This window comes from Serratia sp. szju (assembly GCF_044594185.1).
GTDB lineage: Bacteria > Pseudomonadota > Gammaproteobacteria > Enterobacterales > Enterobacteriaceae > Serratia > Serratia bockelmannii.
In genome coordinates this window covers 4,930,430-4,949,424 of the sequence record NZ_CP172576.1, presented here as the reverse complement: position 1 = coordinate 4,949,424, position 18,995 = coordinate 4,930,430, and the positions used below count along the sequence as shown (strand labels likewise).

The 18,995-nt window shown below is 61.3% G+C and carries 19 protein-coding genes; 10 read left to right on the top strand and 9 right to left on the bottom strand.

The genetic code is table 11. The features are described 5' to 3' along the window. The first annotated feature begins 75 nt into the window (after positions 1-75). Positions 76-846, top strand: a complete 771-nt coding sequence (gene ygbI, locus RE418_RS23425) for a DNA-binding transcriptional repressor YgbI (RefSeq protein ID WP_025302098.1) — start codon at positions 76-78, stop codon at positions 844-846. Between the two features lie 13 nt (positions 847-859). Here the strand turns inward: ygbI and RE418_RS23420 are convergent, their stop codons facing one another. The 4 genes from RE418_RS23420 to RE418_RS23405 form a co-directional block, all read right to left on the bottom strand. Then, entirely contained in the window at positions 860-1,054 is a 195-nt protein-coding gene (locus RE418_RS23420) for a hypothetical protein (protein WP_154219752.1), read from the bottom strand. A 179-nt stretch (positions 1,055-1,233) separates the two neighbouring features. Next, positions 1,234-2,001, bottom strand: a complete 768-nt coding sequence (locus RE418_RS23415; protein ID WP_025302099.1) for a molybdopterin-dependent oxidoreductase — start codon at positions 1,999-2,001, stop codon at positions 1,234-1,236. After that, the gene (locus RE418_RS23410; protein ID WP_049203409.1) at positions 1,994-2,599 is read right to left on the bottom strand and encodes a cytochrome b/b6 domain-containing protein; all 606 of its coding nucleotides are present in this window, start codon (positions 2,597-2,599) and stop codon (positions 1,994-1,996) included. The genes RE418_RS23415 and RE418_RS23410 overlap by 8 nt, the downstream gene beginning before the upstream one ends. Before the next feature lie 13 nt (positions 2,600-2,612). Next, a complete protein-coding gene (locus RE418_RS23405; RefSeq protein WP_089180686.1) occupies positions 2,613-3,239 on the bottom strand; it encodes a hypothetical protein in 627 nt (208 codons plus the stop codon). Positions 3,240-3,379: 140 nt separating this feature from the next. Here RE418_RS23405 and RE418_RS23400 point away from each other — a divergent pair, with 140 nt between their 5' ends. Continuing rightward, positions 3,380-4,051: a heavy metal response regulator transcription factor gene (locus RE418_RS23400; protein WP_021504273.1), complete on the top strand. Its 672-nt coding sequence runs from the start codon at positions 3,380-3,382 to the stop codon at positions 4,049-4,051. Continuing rightward, complete coding sequence (locus tag RE418_RS23395; RefSeq protein WP_089180687.1) at positions 4,048-5,466, top strand: heavy metal sensor histidine kinase; 1,419 nt, start codon at positions 4,048-4,050, stop codon at positions 5,464-5,466. Before RE418_RS23400 ends, RE418_RS23395 begins: the two co-directional genes overlap by 4 nt. Before the next feature lie 13 nt (positions 5,467-5,479). Here the strand turns inward: RE418_RS23395 and RE418_RS23390 are convergent, their stop codons facing one another. Further along, complete coding sequence (locus RE418_RS23390) at positions 5,480-6,946, bottom strand: ATP-binding protein (RefSeq protein ID WP_089180688.1); 1,467 nt, start codon at positions 6,944-6,946, stop codon at positions 5,480-5,482. A gap of 3 nt (positions 6,947-6,949) precedes the next feature. Next, complete coding sequence (locus RE418_RS23385; RefSeq protein WP_043137136.1) at positions 6,950-7,663, bottom strand: response regulator transcription factor; 714 nt, start codon at positions 7,661-7,663, stop codon at positions 6,950-6,952. 150 nt (positions 7,664-7,813) lie between these two features. Here RE418_RS23385 and RE418_RS23380 point away from each other — a divergent pair, with 150 nt between their 5' ends. The 4 genes from RE418_RS23380 (at position 7,814) to RE418_RS23365 (ending at position 10,097) form a co-directional block, all read left to right on the top strand. Then, positions 7,814-8,425, top strand: coding sequence for a cytochrome b/b6 domain-containing protein (locus RE418_RS23380; RefSeq protein ID WP_089180689.1), 612 nt, complete (start codon positions 7,814-7,816; stop codon positions 8,423-8,425). A gap of 10 nt (positions 8,426-8,435) precedes the next feature. Then, positions 8,436-9,212 carry a molybdopterin-dependent oxidoreductase gene (locus RE418_RS23375; protein ID WP_089180690.1) on the top strand — a complete coding sequence of 259 codons (777 nt, stop codon included), beginning with the start codon at positions 8,436-8,438 and terminating at the stop codon, positions 9,210-9,212. Positions 9,213-9,271: 59 nt separating this feature from the next. After that, the gene (locus tag RE418_RS23370) at positions 9,272-9,562 is read left to right on the top strand and encodes a pentapeptide MXKDX repeat protein (RefSeq protein WP_025302107.1); all 291 of its coding nucleotides are present in this window, start codon (positions 9,272-9,274) and stop codon (positions 9,560-9,562) included. A gap of 64 nt (positions 9,563-9,626) precedes the next feature. Then, positions 9,627-10,097 (top strand): YkgB family protein, encoded by a 471-nt coding sequence (locus RE418_RS23365; protein ID WP_004939115.1) that lies wholly within the window; start codon positions 9,627-9,629, stop codon positions 10,095-10,097. 44 nt (positions 10,098-10,141) lie between these two features. Here RE418_RS23365 and RE418_RS23360 read toward each other — a convergent pair whose 3' ends face one another. After that, on the bottom strand, positions 10,142-12,181 hold the full coding sequence (locus tag RE418_RS23360) for a choline transporter (protein WP_004939112.1): 2,040 nt from the start codon (positions 12,179-12,181) through the stop codon (positions 10,142-10,144). 400 nt (positions 12,182-12,581) lie between these two features. Between RE418_RS23360 and betI the strand changes: the two genes are divergently transcribed. From betI to betA, 3 genes are all read left to right on the top strand, one after another. Next, positions 12,582-13,184 carry a transcriptional regulator BetI gene (gene betI, locus RE418_RS23355; protein WP_025302109.1) on the top strand — a complete coding sequence of 201 codons (603 nt, stop codon included), beginning with the start codon at positions 12,582-12,584 and terminating at the stop codon, positions 13,182-13,184. Between the two features lie 14 nt (positions 13,185-13,198). Beyond that, positions 13,199-14,671: a betaine-aldehyde dehydrogenase gene (betB, locus tag RE418_RS23350; RefSeq protein WP_025302110.1), complete on the top strand. Its 1,473-nt coding sequence runs from the start codon at positions 13,199-13,201 to the stop codon at positions 14,669-14,671. Positions 14,672-14,805: 134 nt separating this feature from the next. After that, entirely contained in the window at positions 14,806-16,473 is a 1,668-nt protein-coding gene (gene betA, locus RE418_RS23345) for a choline dehydrogenase (protein WP_049295261.1), read from the top strand. Positions 16,474-16,582: 109 nt separating this feature from the next. On the opposite strand, the gene RE418_RS23340 is transcribed toward betA, so the two are convergent. Together RE418_RS23340 and RE418_RS23335 are read right to left on the bottom strand one after the other, a co-directional pair. Next, complete coding sequence (locus RE418_RS23340; RefSeq protein WP_089180692.1) at positions 16,583-18,208, bottom strand: FMN-binding glutamate synthase family protein; 1,626 nt, start codon at positions 18,206-18,208, stop codon at positions 16,583-16,585. A gap of 185 nt (positions 18,209-18,393) precedes the next feature. Then, the gene (locus tag RE418_RS23335; RefSeq protein WP_004939094.1) at positions 18,394-18,984 is read right to left on the bottom strand and encodes a LuxR family transcriptional regulator; all 591 of its coding nucleotides are present in this window, start codon (positions 18,982-18,984) and stop codon (positions 18,394-18,396) included. Positions 18,985-18,995 lie beyond the last annotated feature (11 nt).

Sequence of the window (18,995 nt, the reverse complement as noted above, 5' to 3'; positions counted from 1 at the left end):
AAAAATTAGGGCTATCGGCGAACGAAAATTGACGTAAAATCACAATTATTATCACCGCAGCAACGAGAGGGAACCGTGATACCTGTAGAACGCCATCAACAAATTCTTGCGCTGGTATCCGAACGCGGCGTCGTCAGCATTGCCGAGCTGACCGAACGGCTGGGGGTGTCGCACATGACAATCCGCCGCGATTTGCAAAAGCTGGAGGAACAGGGCGCGGTGCAGTCGGTCTCGGGCGGCGTGCAGGCGCCTGAGCGGGTGGCAAGCGAACCTTCGCACCAGGCCAAAGAAGGGATGTTCAGCCGGCAGAAAATCGCCATTGGCCGGCTGGCGGCGCGGCAAATTCCCGCCAACAGCTGTATTTATCTGGATGCCGGTACCACCACGCTGGCGCTGGCGAAACAGATCGGTGAACGTGAAGATTTGACGGTGGTGACCAACGACTTTGTCATCGCCGGGTTCCTGATAGAGCATAGCCAGTGCCGAATCATCCACACCGGCGGCACCGTGTGCCGGGAAAACCGTTCCTGCGTTGGCGAAGCGGCGGCGCAGGCGCTGCGCGGTCTGTTTATCGATCTGGCGTTTATCTCCGCCTCTTCGTGGAGCATGCGCGGCCTGTCGACGCCGAACGAAGACAAGGTGATGGTGAAGAAGGCCATCGTCGAGGCCAGCCGCCGCCGCATTCTGCTCAGCGATACGTCCAAATACGGCAAGGTCGCGACCTACCTGGCGCTGCCGATTGCTGCCTTTGACGCTGTCATTACCGACGAGGGGTTGCCCGCCGCCGCGCGGGAGGCCATTGAGCAAGCGGGGATTGCATTGCTGACGGCGGGAGAAGAAGAATAAGGACGAACCGGAATCAGGATGAAAGTTCGGTATCGATGCTACGTGCGGGCGGTTCACTGGCTTCAACGCCGCCGCGTTCACGCCATTCGCGGCGCCTTTGTTCAGCCCATTCTTCGTGGAAGGCTTGCATCTCTTTTTGGTGCCGTTCCTTCATGCTCATAGGGATTGGGTGGGATTCTGCCGTTAACAGGCGGGATTTCGATGACATATAATCCGTCCTCAATAAGCGCTTGGTTGTACAAATAATGTACGCGATGCGCGTGTTTTTTCAAGAGCGAGTCGTAAATTCTGGCTAACGCTGGCCTGAGCGGTACGCTGAAAACCAATAATCGCAGCGGAGAAGATCCTCCAGCCGCCGATGAAAGTTGTGCGCAGCGCCGCGCAAAACTAAATGCCGCTGAACCAGTTGTAGCCCTGATCTTCCCAATACCCGCCTGGATTGACGTCGCTGACGAAGATCGCGGCGATATGTTTGGCGTTTTTGAACCCCAGTTTGGTCGGCACGCGCAGCCGCAACGGGTAGCCATAGTCAGCCGGCAGCGCCTTGCCGCCGAAATCCAGCGCCAAGATGGTCTGCGGGTGCAGCGCGGTGGCCATGTCGAGGCTGGCGTAGTAACGATCGGCGCATTTGAAGCCGACGTAACCGGCATTCAGATCCGCGCCGACGTGCTGCAGAAAGGTGCGCAGCGGCACGCCTCCCCATTGACCAATGGCGCTCCAGCCCTCAATGCAGATCAGACGCGTGATCTGGCTTTGCTGCGGCAGCCGCTGCAGCTGTTCCAGCGTCCAGGGCGCTTTTTTCTCCACTTTCCCCGCGACTTCAAGCCGGTAGCCGGCGAGATCGATCTCGGGGACGTTGTATTCCGGGTAAAACGCGTTGAAGGGGAAAGGGTGGGTGATCTGGTCCGGCCGGTAAGTTTGCGCCAGCCGCTGGCCGCTGAACAGCCAGGCCTGCACCCGGTCGTTCCAGCGTGACATGGCCCACAGCACCTTATCCACCCGATCGCCGTCTTGCAGGTTGCAACCGGTGAGCATGGCGATGCCGCCCAGTGTCAGCCCGGAGCGCAACATCAGGCGGCGCTGCAGATTGACCAGCTGCTTTTTTTGGTCCGGTTCCAGTTTTGGCGCGGTTGCCCGCGGTTTTTTCTCATTCATGTTTGCCACCCGTTATCATCGCCCACAGGGTTTTGGGCACGACAGCCACCATAAAGACGTGGATCGCCACAAACAGGCCAATGCCGGCCATGGCGAAGAAATGCACGTAGCGCGCGAAATCGAAGCCGCCAAACAGGGCGACCAATCCCTGCAGCTGAACCGGCTTCCAAATCGCCAGGCCGGACAGCACCAGTAATAGCCCCAGCGCCAGTACGCCGAGGTACATCAGTTTCTGAATGGCGTTATAGCGGCCATGCCGGTGGCGCAGGCGCAGCGTCAACGCCAGCCAGATATCCTGCCGCAGCGCGCCGAGGCGAAGCGGCAACAGATCGCGGCGAAAATGACCGCTGAACAGGCTCCACAACAGATAGCAGACGGCGTTGAGCGCCAATAGCCACATCACCGCCAAATGCCAACCAATCGCGCCGCCCAGCCAACCGCCCAGCGTCATCTGCGGCGGAAAGCGGAAATCGAACAGCGGCGAGGCGTTGTAGATTTCCCAACCGCTCATGAACATGCACACCATGGCGAACAGGTTGATCCAATGAGTGATTCGAACCGGCCAGCGATGCACCGGCGGCGACGCGTTGGTCTTCATGGCTTTCCTCCGGTTACATCGGCGGCACAGTGCCGTCTTTGCCGGCGGAAATGCGGGTGGCGATGCGTTCGCCCTTATCGTCGGCGGCGGAGAACAGCACGATGTGCACGCCCGGTTTCAGCTGGCTCAGATCGCCCGGATCCAGCGTCACGATCGGCACGTCTTCCGGCACGACGACGGTTTTCTGCTGGTTGCCGTAGGTGACGGTCAGGGTGCGGCCGTTGGATTTCACCAGTTTACCGACGGTGCCGTTGGTCATGGTGTCCACTTTGCCGTCGGCGGATTCCCAGGCCGAGTGCCCTTCGCCGGTGCCGCGCAGGCTGGCGGCGAACACGTGCACTTCCAGCGCTTTGAGCGTGCCGTCCGGCTGCGGCACGGCGGCGGTGCCGATAAAGCTGTCCGGTTTGATATCGTCCAGCGTGGCTTTGGAAACGCTGAGCACTTTGGTCTGATCGTTCAGCTTGACGCTGAGTGTCTCGCCCTTGCGGTCGGTCAGCTGCAGATTGCCGTCGGCAACCTGCGTGATGGTGCCGCGCAGCGGCGCAATCACCTTGCCCGGCGGTTGGGCGGCGGCGGCCAATCCGCTGGAAAGCAGTAACGTGGACAACAGTAAACCGGCTATACAATGACGGGTAATCATAACGTTCTCCTGAAATGAGTTTGCCGGTTAAGCATGGTTGACCTACTGGGTCAGCGCCATGGCCGTTTGATGACATTAATGTCATCAAGTTTGTCCGCCGAAGCTGCTAGTATTTTTGCAGACGTAACGAGGTGGTGAGCATGCGAATACTGGTAGTTGAAGACGATATCGGCACAGGGGATTACCTGAAGAAAGGGCTGGGGGAAGCGGGCTACGGCGTCGATTTGGCGCGCACCGGCACCGACGGGCTGTTTCGCGCGTTGGAGCAGGACTACGATGCGATCGTGCTCGATGTGATGCTGCCGGGGCTGGACGGTTGGCAGATCATCGAGGTATTGCGCAAGAAAAGCGACGTGCCGATCCTGTTTCTCACCGCCCGTGATGGCGTGCAGGATCGCATCCACGGCCTGGAGCTGGGCGCGGACGACTATCTTATCAAGCCGTTTTCCTTTACCGAGCTGGTGCTGCGTTTACGCACCTTGCTGCGCCGCGGGCCGGCGCGCGAAGCCGATCATTACGCTATCGCCGATCTGCAGCTGGACGTGCTGCGCCGCCGGGCGGTGCGCCAGGATCAGGTGATCCCGTTGACCAACAAGGAATTCATGCTGCTGCACCTGCTGGTGCGGCGCGAGGGCGAAGTGCTGTCGCGTACGCAGATCGCCTCTCAGGTGTGGGACATGAATTTTGACAGCGACACCAATGTGGTTGACGTGGCGATCAAACGCCTGCGCGCCAAAATCGACCGGCCGTTCGACGTCAAGCTGATCCACAGCGTGCGCGGCATCGGCTATGTCTGCGAGCCACGCTCGTGAGCGGGCGCACGTCACGTCGGCCGGTGTCGCTGACGCTGCGCACCGCTACGCTGTTCGCGCTGGTGGCCGCGTTGGTGGTGAGCGGGACAGGCGGGTATCTGTTTAGCGCCATGCGCCAGGAAATGACGCTGCGCAGCGATCTGCAGGTGACCGGGCGCGTAGAGTATTTCCGCCATTTACTGGGGCAGCGCTTTCCTTTGGCGCGCCTGACTGCCAATAACGGCCTGTTTGAAAACATGCTGGGCAATGAACAGGACGTGCTGATTTTCCAAATCCCGGGGCAAAAACCGCTCATCAACGTGAACTCCGCCAGGGTGGCCCTGCCGCCGATCGCGCCGACGCCGCCTGAACAGGCGCAGACGTTGGCCGCCATACGCGGCGGAGAAACGGCGCAGGGGGTGCCGCTGCGCGCCGCTTCGGCGATGGTGCGTCTGGAAGACGGCAGCCTGTTGCAGATCTCCGCCGCGCACGTGATGGCCAACGAGCAGAAGATGCTGGCGCGTTACCTGTGGCGCATCGTCGCGGCGGTCGCGGTGGCTTTCCTGCTGATTGCGCTGCTGGGCTATGGGGTCATGCGGCGGGGATTGAAGCCGTTATGGCGCATGGCGGCGCAGGCGTCGCAGATTGCGCCCAATACGCTGTCGACACGCCTCAGCGAGCAGGGGGCGCCGAAGGAGTTGCAGCAGCTGACCCGTTCGTTCAATGCGATGCTCGATCGGTTGAATGAAGGCTATCAGCGGCTGACGCAATTTTCCGCCGATCTGGCCCATGAGATCCGCACGCCGGTAGGGGCGTTGATGGGCCAGTGCCAGGTGGCGCTTTACCAGCCCCGCAGCGTGGAGGAGTACGAAACCCTGCTGTCGAACAATATGGATGAGCTGGAGCGCATTTCCCGCATGGTGGAAAACATTCTGTTTCTGGCGCGCGCCGGCGAGGCGCAGTCTGCGCTGAACTACAGCCGCCTGGATGTGGCGCTGGAGCTGCGGCGGGTGGCGGATTATTTCGAAGGGCTGGCGGAAGAACGCGGCATTGCGTTGAGCTGCGAAGGGGAAGGCGCGCTGGAGGCGGACGCGATGTTGTTCCAGCGGGCGCTGAGCAACCTGGTGGCCAACGCGGTGCGTTATGCCGACGAAAACAGCCTGATCGTCCTGCGGGCTGAACGGCGCGCCGATGCCTGGTGGGTGCAGGTCATCAATCAGGGGCCGCCGATCGCGCCGGCACAGTTGGAAAAACTGTTCGATCGTTTCTATCGCGCCGATCCCGCACGCAGCGCCGGCAATCATGCCAGTGGGCTGGGGCTGTCTATCGTGCGCGCCATCATGACGCTGCACGGCGGTGAGGTGCGCGCCGAATGTATCGGGCGCGCGCCTGTCGCCAACATCCTCTTCAGCCTGCGGTTCCCGATCGCACAATAACCGTTGTGCCGTGTTAACGCGGCGGAATGGCGAAGCGGAAGCAGGCGCCGCTTTGCGCTTGTTCGATCAGCTGAATATCGCTGTCGTGCAGCTGCAGAATACGCCGCACGATCATCAACCCCAGTCCGCCGGAAGGGCGCCGGGCGCCGCTCAGGACAGACGGGCGCACGAACAGATCGGCGCGCAGCGTCTGCGGAATGCCGGGGCCGCTGTCGCTGACCTGCACCATTACCTGGTCTTCCTGCCGCCACAGCCGCACGCCGATGTCGCCGCCGGGCGGCGTATGGCGAATGGCGTTGTCCAACAGGTTGGTCAGCACCCGCTCAATCATGCTGAGATCGGCGAACACCGGCGGAATGCCGGGAGCGATGTCGGCGTGCAGCCGCTGGTTGCGCGCCTCTGCCGCCAGCTCGAACTTCTGGAACACGTCCTGCAACAGCTCGCTGAGGGAGAAGGGCTCTTTCTGCGGCTTCACCACGCCATACTCTAATCGAGCCAGCTCGAACAGCTCCTGCGCCAGCTTGCCCACCTTGCGGCTTTGCGCCAGCGCGATCTCCAGATAGCGCCGCCGATCGGCTTCGCTCAGGGTGGCGGCCTTAACCGACAGCGTCTCCAGATAGCCGTGCAGCGAAGTGAGCGGGGTGCGCAGATCGTGCGAGACGTTGGCGATGAATTCACGCCGCAGCCGATCCTGCTGCGCCAGCGTTTGCCATTGTTCGGCCAGGCGCTGCGCCATGCGGTGGAAGGCCTGTTGCAGCTGGCTGACTTCGTCGCGCCCGGCCCGTACCGCCGGCAGCGCCGCGTAGGCCTGCACCGCTTCGATGCCGCCGCTGTCCAGCGCGCTGACCTGCCGGGTCAGGCGACGGATCGGGCGCGTTACCCAATAAAACGCGAAACCGCCGGCCAGCAGGCTGAACAGCACCATCAACCCAGAAGTCCACAGCGCCATCCTGACCGCCGAGTTGAACTGGGCGTTGCTGGCCAGCGCCGTGTACTCTTCGCCGAGCAAGACCACGTACAGATAGCCTTCGACCCGGCCGTCGACCTTCAGCGGCGCGACGCTGAACACCTTGCGCCCGTCCGCGCTGCGCGGATCGTCGCCATACACCGGCATCTGCGCGCCATCGAGCAGCGCCTGCAGCGGCGCCAGCGCGACCCGCTGCCGCTTCAGATGCCCGGCCGGCGCGGCATTGCCGATAATCGCGCCCTGTTTGTCGAGCAGGTAAACCTCCACGCTGGGGTTCACCGCCATCAGCTGGTCGAATAGGGTATGCACCGCCTGCGGATCCGGCCCGTTCACTCCCTGCAGCGGATTGCTGTCGGCGATATGCTGCGCCAGGTTGCCTGACAGGCGCTGGATCACTGCCTGGCTGTACTGGGTGCTGCTGCGTACCTGCATCCAGCCGGAAAAGGCGCAGCCGATGACGATCAGCAGCGTGAAGATCAGCGTGAGGCGTTGCGCTAACGTAAGGTTTTTCATGGCTCACTCATGCGGCGTGGCCGCGAATTTATAGCCCATGCCCCACACCGTGAGGATGCGCTCGGGTTCCGCCGGATTGCGCTCGATCTTGATGCGCAGCCGGTTGATATGGGTGTTGACGGTGTGCTCATACCCTTCGTGCTGATAGCCCCAGACCTGATTCAACAGGCTGAGGCGCGAGAACACCTGGCCCGGATGGCGGGCGAAAAAGTACAGCAGGTCGAATTCGCGCGGCGTCAGCTCGACCGGCTGCTGATGCAGGTGCACTTCGCGGGCGATGGGGTCGATGGTCAGATCGTTGAAGCTGAGCACGCCGGCGTCCATGCGCAGGTTGCGGCTCATCGCCTCCTGGCGGCGAAACAGCGCCTTGACTCGAGCCACCAGCTCCAGCATGGAGAAGGGTTTGGCCAGATAGTCATCGGCGCCCAGCTCCAGCCCCAGCACGCGGTGCACCTCGCTGGAGCGCGCGCTGGTGATGATGATCGGCGTGTAGCGCGTCATGGTGCGCGCCCGGCGGCAAATCTCCAATCCGTCCACGCCCGGCAGCATCAGATCGAGGATGAGGGCATCCCAGCCGCCCTGTTCCAGCATCGCCATGCCCTGATTGCCGTCGGCGGCGTGGCTGATGGCGTAACCCTCGTCACGCAGATGCAGCTGCAGCAGCTCGGCGATGTCGCCGTCGTCCTCGACGATCAAAATTCGTTTTGGCTTGTCCATTCTCATTACCGCTGATTGCCCGATCCTCTCTGAAGTCTACACAACCCCCACCGGTGGAGTTATCACATTTTATTTAACTTTGCGTGAGGTCTTGGGGAACAAATCCGGGGAATACTCGACTCATCGCATCGTTAGCTGGCAGGAATCGTTATGAGCCTCACTCTCACTCCGGAACAACGACAGACCGTACATCCGCTGTGGCTGCGGTTGACGCATTGGCTGAATGCGCTGGCGATGCTGATCATGGTGACCAGCGGCTGGCGCATCTACAACGCTTCGCCGCTGTTCAACTTCAGCTTTTTCAACGAGCTGACGCTCGGGGGCTGGTTGGGCGGCGCGCTGCAGTGGCACTTTGCCGGCATGTGGCTGTTTGGCATCAACGGGCTGTGCTACCTGCTGCTGAACCTCACCAGCGGGCGCTTCAAACGCAAGTATTGGCCGCTCAGTCCGAAACAGTTTCTCGCCGATATAGGCGCGGCGCTGCGCGGCAGGCTGCAGCATGCCGATCTGCGCCACTACAACATGGTGCAGCGCGTGGCCTATCTGTCGGTGATGATCCTCGGCGTGCTGAGCGCGCTGTCCGGGCTGGTGCTGTGGAAATCGGTGCAGTTTCCGCTGCTGCGCACGCTGCTCGGTGGCTATGAGGTGGCGCGTTATATCCACTTTTTCGCCATGTCGGCGCTGGTGGCCTTCGTCGCGATCCACCTGGTGATGGTGGCGCTGGTGCCGCGGACGCTGCTGGCTATGCTGCGCGGACGTTAAGGAGTTCACGATGAAAAAGGATAAACAGATCATGACGATCGGCGAAGGGCAGGCGATCGTCAAAGAAGCGCAGCGGCTGTTGAGCGCGCCTTCGCGCCGCCGCTTTTTGCGCAATGGTCTGACGCTGGGCGGCATCGCCATGCTCACCGGCTGCGATCTCAGCGACAACGCCAACGTCGAGCAGGCGCTAAGCCGCATGTCGCGCCTCAATGATCGGGTGCAGGGCTGGCTGTTCAACGGCGATCGCCTGGCGCCGGTCTACCCGGAATTGATGATCACCCGGCCGTTCCCGTTCAACGCCTTTTACGCCGAGGAGGACGCGCCGGATATCAACGGCGACGACTATCGGCTGGAAGTGGCGGGGTTGGTGCAGGACAAGCGCGCCTGGAGCCTGCCGCAGCTGCATCGGATGGCGCAGGTCAGCCAGGTGACGCGCCATATTTGCGTTGAGGGTTGGAGCGCCATCGGCAAGTGGGGCGGTGTGCCGTTCGCTACCTTTCTCAAGGCGATCGGCGCGGATCTGAGCGCCCGCTACGTCAGCTTCAAATGCGCCGATGACTACTACACCAGCATCGACATGGCCACCGCGCTGCATCCGCAGACGATTATCGCGCTGACCTACGACGGCCAGATCTTGCCGCGTAAGTACGGCTATCCGATGAAGCTGCGCATGCCGACCAAGCTGGGCTACAAGAATCCGAAGCACATTCAGGTGATCGAGGTCACCAACCGCTTCCCGGGCGGTTACTGGGAAGATCAGGGTTACAACTGGTTTGGCGGCAGCTGAGGCGGCCGCCGGCCATTCTCCGGCACTCCGGTGCCTTTGACATGACGGAAGGAAATACCATGAAAAAGTTATTCGCAATGATGATGTGCAGCGCGCTGATGCTGGGTGTGGCCGGCGCCAACGCCGCGGACGGCATGAGCAAAGACGCGATGAAAAAGGACGGCATGAGCCAGATGTCGCACGACGGCATGGCGAAAGATGGGATGAAGAAAGAGTGCATGGGCAAGGACTGCATGAAGAAAGACAAAATGGGCAAAGACGCCATGAAAAAAGAGGGTATGGCGAAAGACGGTATGGCCAAAGACGGTATGAAGAAAGACGAGATGAAAAAGGACGCGATGGGGCACTAAGCCGCCGCACCCCGCGGTCGCAAGCGGCAAACCGCGGCGGCCGCGGGCAACATAAGGAGAGAGGATGATGCTGGCGACATGGCTGCGGCGCTTTCGGCGCTCGAACGGGGACGTTATCTTTATGCGTGCGGCGTTGGTGGTGATCTTCGCCGCCTTCGGCTACGCCAAATGGTTTGATTACGAAGCGCAGGGGTTAGTGCCTCTGATCGGCAACAGCCCGCTGCTGAGCTGGATGCATCAGGCGTTCGGCATTCGCGGCGCCAGTTATGCATTGGGCGTCGCCGAATGGAGCTTCGGTTTACTGTTGCTGGCGGGGTTCTGGTCGCGGCGGCTGGGTTTGCTGGGGGCGATCGGATCGACGGTGACCTACCTGACCACGCTGACGCTGATCTTTTCCACGCCGGGTGCCTGGGAGCCCTCCGCCGGCGGTTTTCCCGCCATGGCCGGGGCCACCAGTTTTTTAATCAAGGATCTGGTGTTGCTGGCCGGCTCCCTGGTGCTGCTGAAGGCCGATTTGCCGGCTGAGCAGGCATAAAAAAGGGCGTAGCCTGGCTACGCCCTCTGGTTATTTCTCGACCGTCACATATCCGGGAAGGTCAGGGTGCCCCCCGGCGCCTCGCGATGAATGTGCAGGAAGTTCAGGTGCTTCTCGTACTGGTCGAGAATGTCACCAATCACCTGTTCCTTGCTGTAGTCCATCAGGTCGTTGCCCTGGGTGCCTTCCATCAGGAAGGTTTCCAGCCGGTAGTAGTGCGATTTACCGGAGCGGGCGCGGTAGGTGAAGCCCGGCACCGAGTAGCGCATCGGCCAGATCTGATAGATGAAGTTCTGTTCCTCGCCCAGGTGCACCAGCAGTTCCAGGTGGTTCAGGCGCTCGTCTTCGGTCGGCGGCACTTCGCTGAACTCCACTTTCGCGCCGCGCAACTCCAGCTCGCGCGCCACGTCCTGCATCGCCGGGCGGCAGACCTTATCCAGCATTTTCTGCGTGTACTGCGTGCCCGGGTAGTTCATCACCCGCGACAGACGCTGTTTCCAATTGAGCACATCGTGGCTGGAGACCGGCACCGGCGCCAGGGTGCTGAGCGCGCTGGCCTTGCGGTAGTCTTCCACCCGCAGCGATTTATACAGCCCGGCCATCACGAAGAAGATCACGAAGCTGAACGGCAGGCCCATGATCACCGTGGTTTTCTGCAGCGCCGGTACGCCGTCGGTCATCAGCATGCCGATGGTCAGCAGGCCGATGGCCACCGACCAGAAAATCCGCAGCCAGTTCGGTGCATCATTATTGATATCGGCCAGGCGCGAGGTGAAGTTACCCAGCACCAGCGAGCCAGAGTCCGCCGAGGTGACGTAGAACAGCAGGCCGGTGATGGTGGCCACCGAGGCGCTGAAGGTGAAGCCGGGGTATTGCGCCAGCAGGCTGTAGAAGCCGCGTTCCGGGAACTGCATCACTTCCTGAGCAAACTCGGCGTTGCCGTGGATGATCTGGTACAGCGCGCTGTTGCCGAAGATAGACAGCCACAGCAGGGTAAACACGAACGGTATGATCAGCGTGCCGACCACGAACTGACGAATGGTGCGCCCGCGCGAGATGCGCGCCAGGAACAGGCCGACGAACGGCGACCACGCCACCCACCAGGCCCAGAAGAACAGCGTCCAGTTGTTCATCCACTCCACCGGCCGATCGAAGGCGAAGCTGTTGAGCGTCATGCCCATAAAGCGGTTGACGTAATCGCCGACGTTGAGCACCAGCGCGTTGAGCAGGAACTCGGTGTCGCCGAAGAACAGCACGAACAGGATCAGGCCCAGCGCCAGCAGCACGTTTAGCTCGGACAGGATGCGGATGCCCTTGTTGACGCCGGAAGTCACCGAGATGGTGGCCATAATCACCGACAGCAGGATCAGCGAGCCCTGCACCGTCAGGTTTTCTGGGATCTCGAACAGCACCTTAAGGCCGTAGTTGAGCTGCACCACGCCGATGCCCAGCGTGGTGGCGATGCCGAAGATGGTGCCGAGCACCGCGGCGATGTCCACGCTGTGGCCGATCGGGCCGTTGATGCGCTTACCGAAGATCGGGTACAGCGCCGAGCGGATGGTCAGCGGCAGATTGTAGCGATAGCTGAAGTAGCCGAGGGCGATGCCCATCAGCGCATACATCGACCAGCCGGTCAGGCCGTAGTGGAACAGCGTCCAGACCATCGCCTGGCGCGCGGCCTCCAGCGTTTGCGCGTCGCCTTCCGGCGGCATCATGTACTGGGTCACCGGCTCGGCGACCGAGAAGAACATCAGGTCGATGCCGATGCCGGCGGCGAACAGCATCGCCGCCCAACTCATCAGGCTGAACTCCGGTTTGGACTGTTCCGGCCCGAGCTTGATGGAACCGAAGCGCGAGGCGGCGATAAACACCACGAACACGATGTACAGCGTCGCCGCCAGCAGGTAGTACCAACCGAAGGTGGTCGACACCCAATTCAGCGTGCGGGTGATCCACTGCCCTGAGAAGTCGGTGAAAAAGATGGTCATCAGCGAGAAGGCCAGGATCAGCCCCGCCGAGGTGAAGAAAACCACAGGGTTGAGGCGGTCCTGCTGCGGTTTGGAGGAGGTTTCGCGTGTTGTCATCGTCATCCTCTGAACTGAGTAAAATCGTGCCGCTCCGCATTTCGGGGCGCGTTGGCGCCGCCGGAAAACGGGCGAATGAAGGCGGCGACCATCCCCATGGGAATGGCCTGAAAAACGCCGCTTTCGCCTGTTGCTGAAGCACCGGAGCGCTTCGTGGCGGGAACCGCTTACAGCCACTGATTTTGGTCAGATTCGTTAATTACCTCACAAAAATCAGCCAGTTCCACAACCAGATAGTACAAATTTTTAACTAGGCGGCAATAAAATATATGCAATTTTTATTGAACGTTCAATCAAAAAAAAGTTTAATAGTCCTCATGATGACCTGAATCACGGGCGAAACGGCAGTGAAATTTGCCCGCTGAGATAAGGCCGAAGTCGGTTTTGTGAGAGTCGAAATATGCCAAAGGTAGGAATGCAGCCAATCAGAAGGCAGCAGTTGATTGATGCCACGCTCGCCGCGGTAAACGAAGTGGGAATGCATGACGCCACCATCGCGCAGATCGCGCGGCGGGCCGGCGTTTCCAACGGCATCATCAGCCATTATTTCAAGGACAAGAACGGCCTGCTGGAAGCCACGATGCGCTATCTGATCAGCCATCTGGGCGAGGCGGTGAAGCTGCGGTTGCAGGCGCTGACCGATAACAGCCCGGCGGCGCGGCTGCAGGCGATCGTCGCCGGCAACTTCGACGACAGCCAGATCAACAGCGCGGCGATGAAGACCTGGCTGGCCTTTTGGGCCAGCAGCCTGCACCAGCCGCAGCTCAACCGGCTGCAACAGGTGAACGGCCGCCGGCTTTATTCCAACCTGTGCGCCGAGTTTCGCCGCGTTATGCCGCAGCCGCAGGCGCGGTTGGCGGCCAAGGGGCTGGCGGCACTGATCGATGGGCTGTGGCTGCGCAGCGCGCTGCGCGGCTCGGCGTTCAATCAGTCGCAGGCGTTGACGCTCACGACCGAATACATCACGTTCCAACTCCGGGGGCAAACGCCGCCCGGAGGCTAACTCAAGGAGATCCTATGTCCCGTTTTGGCTTGCAGAAGCTCTATATTCATGGCGCCTATGTAGACAGCACCGCTGGAAAAACCTTCAACGCCATTAACCCGGCGAACGGCGAAGTTCTGGCTGAAGTCCAGTCCGCCGGCGCTGAAGACGTCGATCGTGCGGTGGCCAGCGCGGCCAGCGGGCAGAAGGTGTGGGCGGCGATGACGGCGATGGCGCGTTCGCGCATCCTGCGTCGCGCGGTGGATATTCTGCGCGAGCGTAACGATGAACTGGCGGCGCTGGAAACGCTGGATACCGGCAAAGCGATGTCGGAAACCACCGCGGTGGATATCGTCACTGGCGCTGACGTGCTGGAGTACTACGCCGGCCTGATCCCGGCCATTGAAGGCGAGCAGATCCCGCTGCGCGACACTTCGTTCGTTTACACCCGCCGCGAACCGCTGGGCGTGGTGGCCGGCATCGGCGCCTGGAACTACCCGATTCAAATCGCGCTGTGGAAGTCCGCGCCGGCGCTGGCGGCGGGTAACGCGATGATCTTCAAGCCGAGTGAAGTTACGTCGTTGACGGCGTTGAAGCTGGCGGAAATCTACACCGAAGCCGGCCTGCCGGACGGCGTGTTCAACGTGGTGACCGGCAGCGGTGCGGAGGTGGGGCAGTACCTGACCGATCATCCGGGCATTGCCAAAGTCTCTTTCACCGGCGGGGTGAAAACCGGCAAGAAGGTGATGGCCAACGCGTCGGGTTCGACGCTGAAGGAAGTCACCATGGAGCTGGGCGGCAAGTCGCCGCTGATTATCTTCGACGACGCCGATCTGGATCGCGCCGCCGATATCGCCATGATGGCCAACTTCTACAGCTCCGGCCAGGTGTGCACCAACGGCACCCGCGTCTTTGTGCCGGCGGCGCTGCAGGCGCAGTTTGAGGCGAAGATCCTCGAACGCGTGAAGCGCATTCGCCTCGGCGATCCGACCGATCCGCAGACCAACTTCGGGCCGCTGGTCAGCTTCGCGCACATGGAGTCGGTGCTGCGCTTTATCGAAAGCGGCAAGAACAGCGGCGCGCGCCTGCTGTGCGGCGGCGAACGCGTCACCCATGGCGAATTCGGCAAGGGCGCTTATGTGGCGCCGACGGTATTCAGCGACTGCCGCGACGAGATGGAAATCGTGCGCGAGGAGATCTTCGGGCCGGTGATGAGCATTCTCAGCTACCAGAGTGAAGAGGAAGTGGTGCGCCGCGCCAATGATACCACCTTCGGCCTGGCCGCGGGTGTGGTGACCCACGATCTGGCCCGCGCACACCGCGTGATTCATCAGTTGGAAGCCGGCATTTGCTGGATCAACACCTGGGGCGAGTCGGCGGCGGAAATGCCGGTCGGCGGCTATAAGCAGTCCGGCGTCGGCCGCGAAAACGGCCTGACCACGCTGGAGCACTACACCCAGATCAAATCGGTGCAGGTCGAGCTGGGCGAATACGCCTCGGTATTCTGATCTTCCCGTCGCCTTTCGAGCCGCAGCCGCGTTGGCTGCGGCCGACACTCCTCGAGAGCCAAATACACCGCCTGCTTCGGATCAGCGCTTCGCGTTTTCGCATCGTGCAGGCCTATAAAGTAAGGAGATAATGAATGGAATTTGACTACATCATTATCGGTGCCGGTTCCGCCGGCAACGTGTTAGCCACCCGATTGACCGAGGACGCCGACGTCAGCGTGCTGCTGCTGGAAGCCGGCGGCCCGGATTACCGGATGGATTTCCGTACTCAGATGCCGGCCGCGCTGGCGTTTCCGCTGCAGGGCCGCCGCTATAACTGGGCGTATGAAACCGATCCTGAGCCGCACATGAACAACCGCCGAATGGAATGCGGCCGCGGCAAAGGGCTGGGCGGTTCGTCCCTGATCAACGGCATGTGTTATATTCGCGGCAACGCGATGGATTTCGACAACTGGGCCAAGGCGCCGGGTCTGGAAGACTGGACCTATCTGGACTGCCTGCCGTATTTCCGCAAGGCGGAAACGCGCGATATCGGCCCGAACGATTACCACGGCGGCGATGGCCCGGTGAGCGTCACCACGCCGAAGGCCGGTAACAACGAACTGTTCCACGCCATGGTGGAAGCCGGCGTGCAGGCGGGCTATCCGCGCACCGACGATCTGAACGGTTACCAGCAGGAAGGCTTCGGCCCGATGGATCGCACCGTGACCCCGAAAGGGCGCCGCGCCAGCACCGCCCGCGGTTATCTGGATCAGGCGCGTTCGCGGCCGAACCTGAAAATCGTCACCCATGCGCTGACCGACCATATCGTGTTCGACGGCAAGCGTGCGGTGGGCGTCAAGTATTTGCAGGGCGACAGCAATCAGCTGACTCACGCCACAGCGCGCCGCGAAGTGCTGCTGTGCGCCGGCGCCATCGCCTCGCCGCAAATTCTGCAGCGTTCGGGCGTCGGCCCGGCGGCGCTGCTGAAAAGCCTGGACATCAACGTGGTGCACGATCTGCCGGGCGTCGGAGAAAACCTGCAGGACCACCTGGAGATGTACCTGCAATACGCCTGCAAGAAACCGGTGTCGCTGTACCCGGCGCTGCAATGGTTTAACCAGCCGAAGATCGGTGCGGAGTGGCTGTTCAACGGCACCGGCGTCGGCGCCAGCAACCAGTTCGAGGCCGGCGGCTTCATCCGCAGCCGCGCAGAGTTCGCCTGGCCGAACATTCAGTATCACTTCCTGCCGGTGGCGATTAACTATAACGGCAGCAACGCGGTGAAAGAGCACGGCTTCCAGGCGCACGTCGGCTCGATGCGTTCGCCGAGCCGCGGCCGGGTGCAGGTGAAATCGAAAGATCCGCGTCAGCACCCGAGCATTCTGTTCAACTACATGGCGACTGAACAGGATTGGCAGGAGTTCCGCGACGCTATCCGCATCACGCGCGAAATCATGGCGCAGCCGGCCCTGGACGAATACCGTGGCCGCGAGATAAGCCCAGGGCCGGACGTGCAGACCGACGAACAGCTGGACGCCTTTGTGCGCGAGCACGCCGAAACCGCCTTCCACCCGTCCTGCTCGTGCAAGATGGGCGAGGATGAGATGGCGGTGGTCGACGGCCAGGGCCGGGTGCACGGCATGGAAGGATTGCGGGTGGTAGATGCGTCGATTATGCCGCTGATCATCACCGGCAACCTGAACGCCACCACCATCATGATCGCCGAGAAGATCGCCGATCGCATTCGCCAGCGTGCGCCGCTGCCGCGCAGCACCGCCGACTACTACGTCGCCGGCGATGCGCCGGTGCGCAAGCAGTAACCGACACGCCCTCTCGCCGTTGAGGGGGAGGGCCGCCGTAGCAAGCAACCCCTCTCCATATGCTCTTCCCCAAGGCGAGGGGGCAACTCTCTTTTTATCCCTTATCCCATCATGCCGCCGGCAGCGAGATCGCCTGATCGAAACTGTTGGGCGTCGCCATGCGCCACATGCGGGCGTAGAACTCGCTTTTGATCTCCGGCTGCAGCAGCGCGCCCGGCTCCAGGTAGTAATAGATATCGGCATACACCTTGATTTCGGTCGGCGTGATGCGGCGCAGCATATGGTGCGAGGTCAGCTGCTCCGGGCGGCTGACGCCGGCCGCCGCCAGCATGTCCGCCAGCGCTTTCACCGTATTTTGATGGAAGTGATAGACGCGCTCCGCCTTGTTCGGCACCACCAACGCCTTCTGACGCAGCGGATCTTGCGTCGCGACGCCGGTCGGGCAGTGGTTGGTGTGGCAGCTTTGCGACTGGATGCAGCCGACGGCGAACATAAAGCCGCGCGCCGAGTTCACCCAGTCGGCGCCGAGCACCAGCACGCTGGCGATGTCAAAGGCGCTGATGATCTTGCCGCTGGCGCCAATCTTGATTTGGTCGCGCAGGCCGCAGCCCACCAGCGTGTTATGCACGAACAGCAGCCCTTCGCGCAGCGGCATGCCCATATAGTTGGAGAGTTCGAGCGGCGCGGCGCCGGTGCCGCCTTCCTTGCCGTCCACCACGATAAAGTCCGGCAGAATGCGGGTGTGCAGCATCGCCTTGACGATGGCGACGAACTCCCACGGGTGGCCGATGCACAGCTTGAAACCGACCGGTTTGCCACCTGACAGCTCGCGCAGCTGTTGGATGAACTGCATCATTTCCAGCGGGGTGGTGAAGGCGCTGTGCGAGGCCGGCGAGATGCAATCCATGCCTTCCGGCACGCCGCGGGTGGCGGCGATTTCCGCATCCACCTTCTTCGCCGGCAGAATGCCGCCGTGGCCGGGTTTAGCGCCCTGGCTGAGCTTGATTTCAATCATTTTCACCTGCGGGCTTTGCGCCTGTTCGGCAAAGGGGCGCGGATCGAAATGGCCGTCGGCGGTGCGGCAGCCGAAATAGCCGCTGCCCAGCTCCCACACCAGATCGCCGTTGTTTTCGCGGTGATAGCGGCTGATGCTGCCCTCGCCGGTGTCGTGGTAGAAGTTGCCTTTGGCCGCGCCGAGGTTGAGCGCGCGGATGGCGTTGGCGGAGAGCGCGCCGAAGCTCATCGCCGAAATGTTGAAGATTGACGCGGAGTAGGGCTGGCGGCAGTCGGCGCCGCCGATGGTGACGCGAAAACTGGTCGGATCGGCGGCTTCCACCGGCCGCATGGAATGGCCGATGCACTCATAGCCGGTTTGGTACACATCCAGCAGGGTGCCGAACGGCTTGTCGCCCATCTCGTTTTTCGCCCGGCGATACACCAGCGTGCGCTGGGTGCGCGAAAACGGGATTTCTTCATTGTCCTGCTCGAGGAAATACTGGCGCAGTTCCGGGCGGATGAACTCGAAGAAGAAGCGCAAGCGGCCGATGATCGGGTAGTTGCGGCAAATGGCGTGGCGTTGCTGCGTGAGATCGTAGATACCCAGCACCATCAGGCAACCGCAGGCCAGGGCCGGCAGCCAGAACCACGGATGATTGTGCATCATGATCAAGAAAACCAGGGTGAGCAAGATGCTCAGCACAAAGCAGGTATAGCGGCTGAATAAGGACGACTTCATAACATCTCCTGATGTTTATTTTAATCCACACGACATGACTCACGGATAATCCGTGTGCAAATCGTAACCAACAGGAGGGGATGTTGTGTGTCTGTTGCTGCTTTGTCGCCAGTTGTTACATTAATTTAACGTGACGGAAGGGGGGCGGGTTGCCGCGCGGCGAACCGCGCAACAAGCCTGGGTATTTATTTGCCGGCGACGAAGATGGTGCTCATGCTGCGCAGCCGCAGTTTTTTCATCGCGCTGTATTTCTGCGAGAAGATGGTTTTCGGGTGCGTGCCGCGCTTTTCCGCAATGTGCAGCAGGCTGTCGCCACGCAGCAGGTTGAAGATCACGTCGCTTTCCGCCGGACTGAGCTCGCGGGTTTTCTGCACCCGGATACCGCCCGGTTCCTTGCTTTCCAGCAGCCGCTGGATTTTTTCCTGCAGCGAATAAAGCGGAATGCGGGTGGAGACCAACTCGACGGAAATCCCCAGGATCGACAACAGTTTCACTACCCGCTCGTCGTCATAAAACACCAGCAGGCGCGTCTTGCTGTTGTACTGCTGATGCAGGGACACCAGGCTTTCGATCACGTTGACGCTCTGTTCCAGGTTTTGCGAGGTGAAAATCAGCGCAATATCGTGCTTGGTGATCTTCTCTGCTTTGGCGCCGCCGTGCATGAAATCGGAAAACAGGCGGATATCGTACGCGCCGTAGTGTTTCTTTAGCAGCACCGACAGGCCAACATAGCTGTACTTACACTCACTAATCACAAGAACGTTGTTTTTAGACATAGGGCAAACAC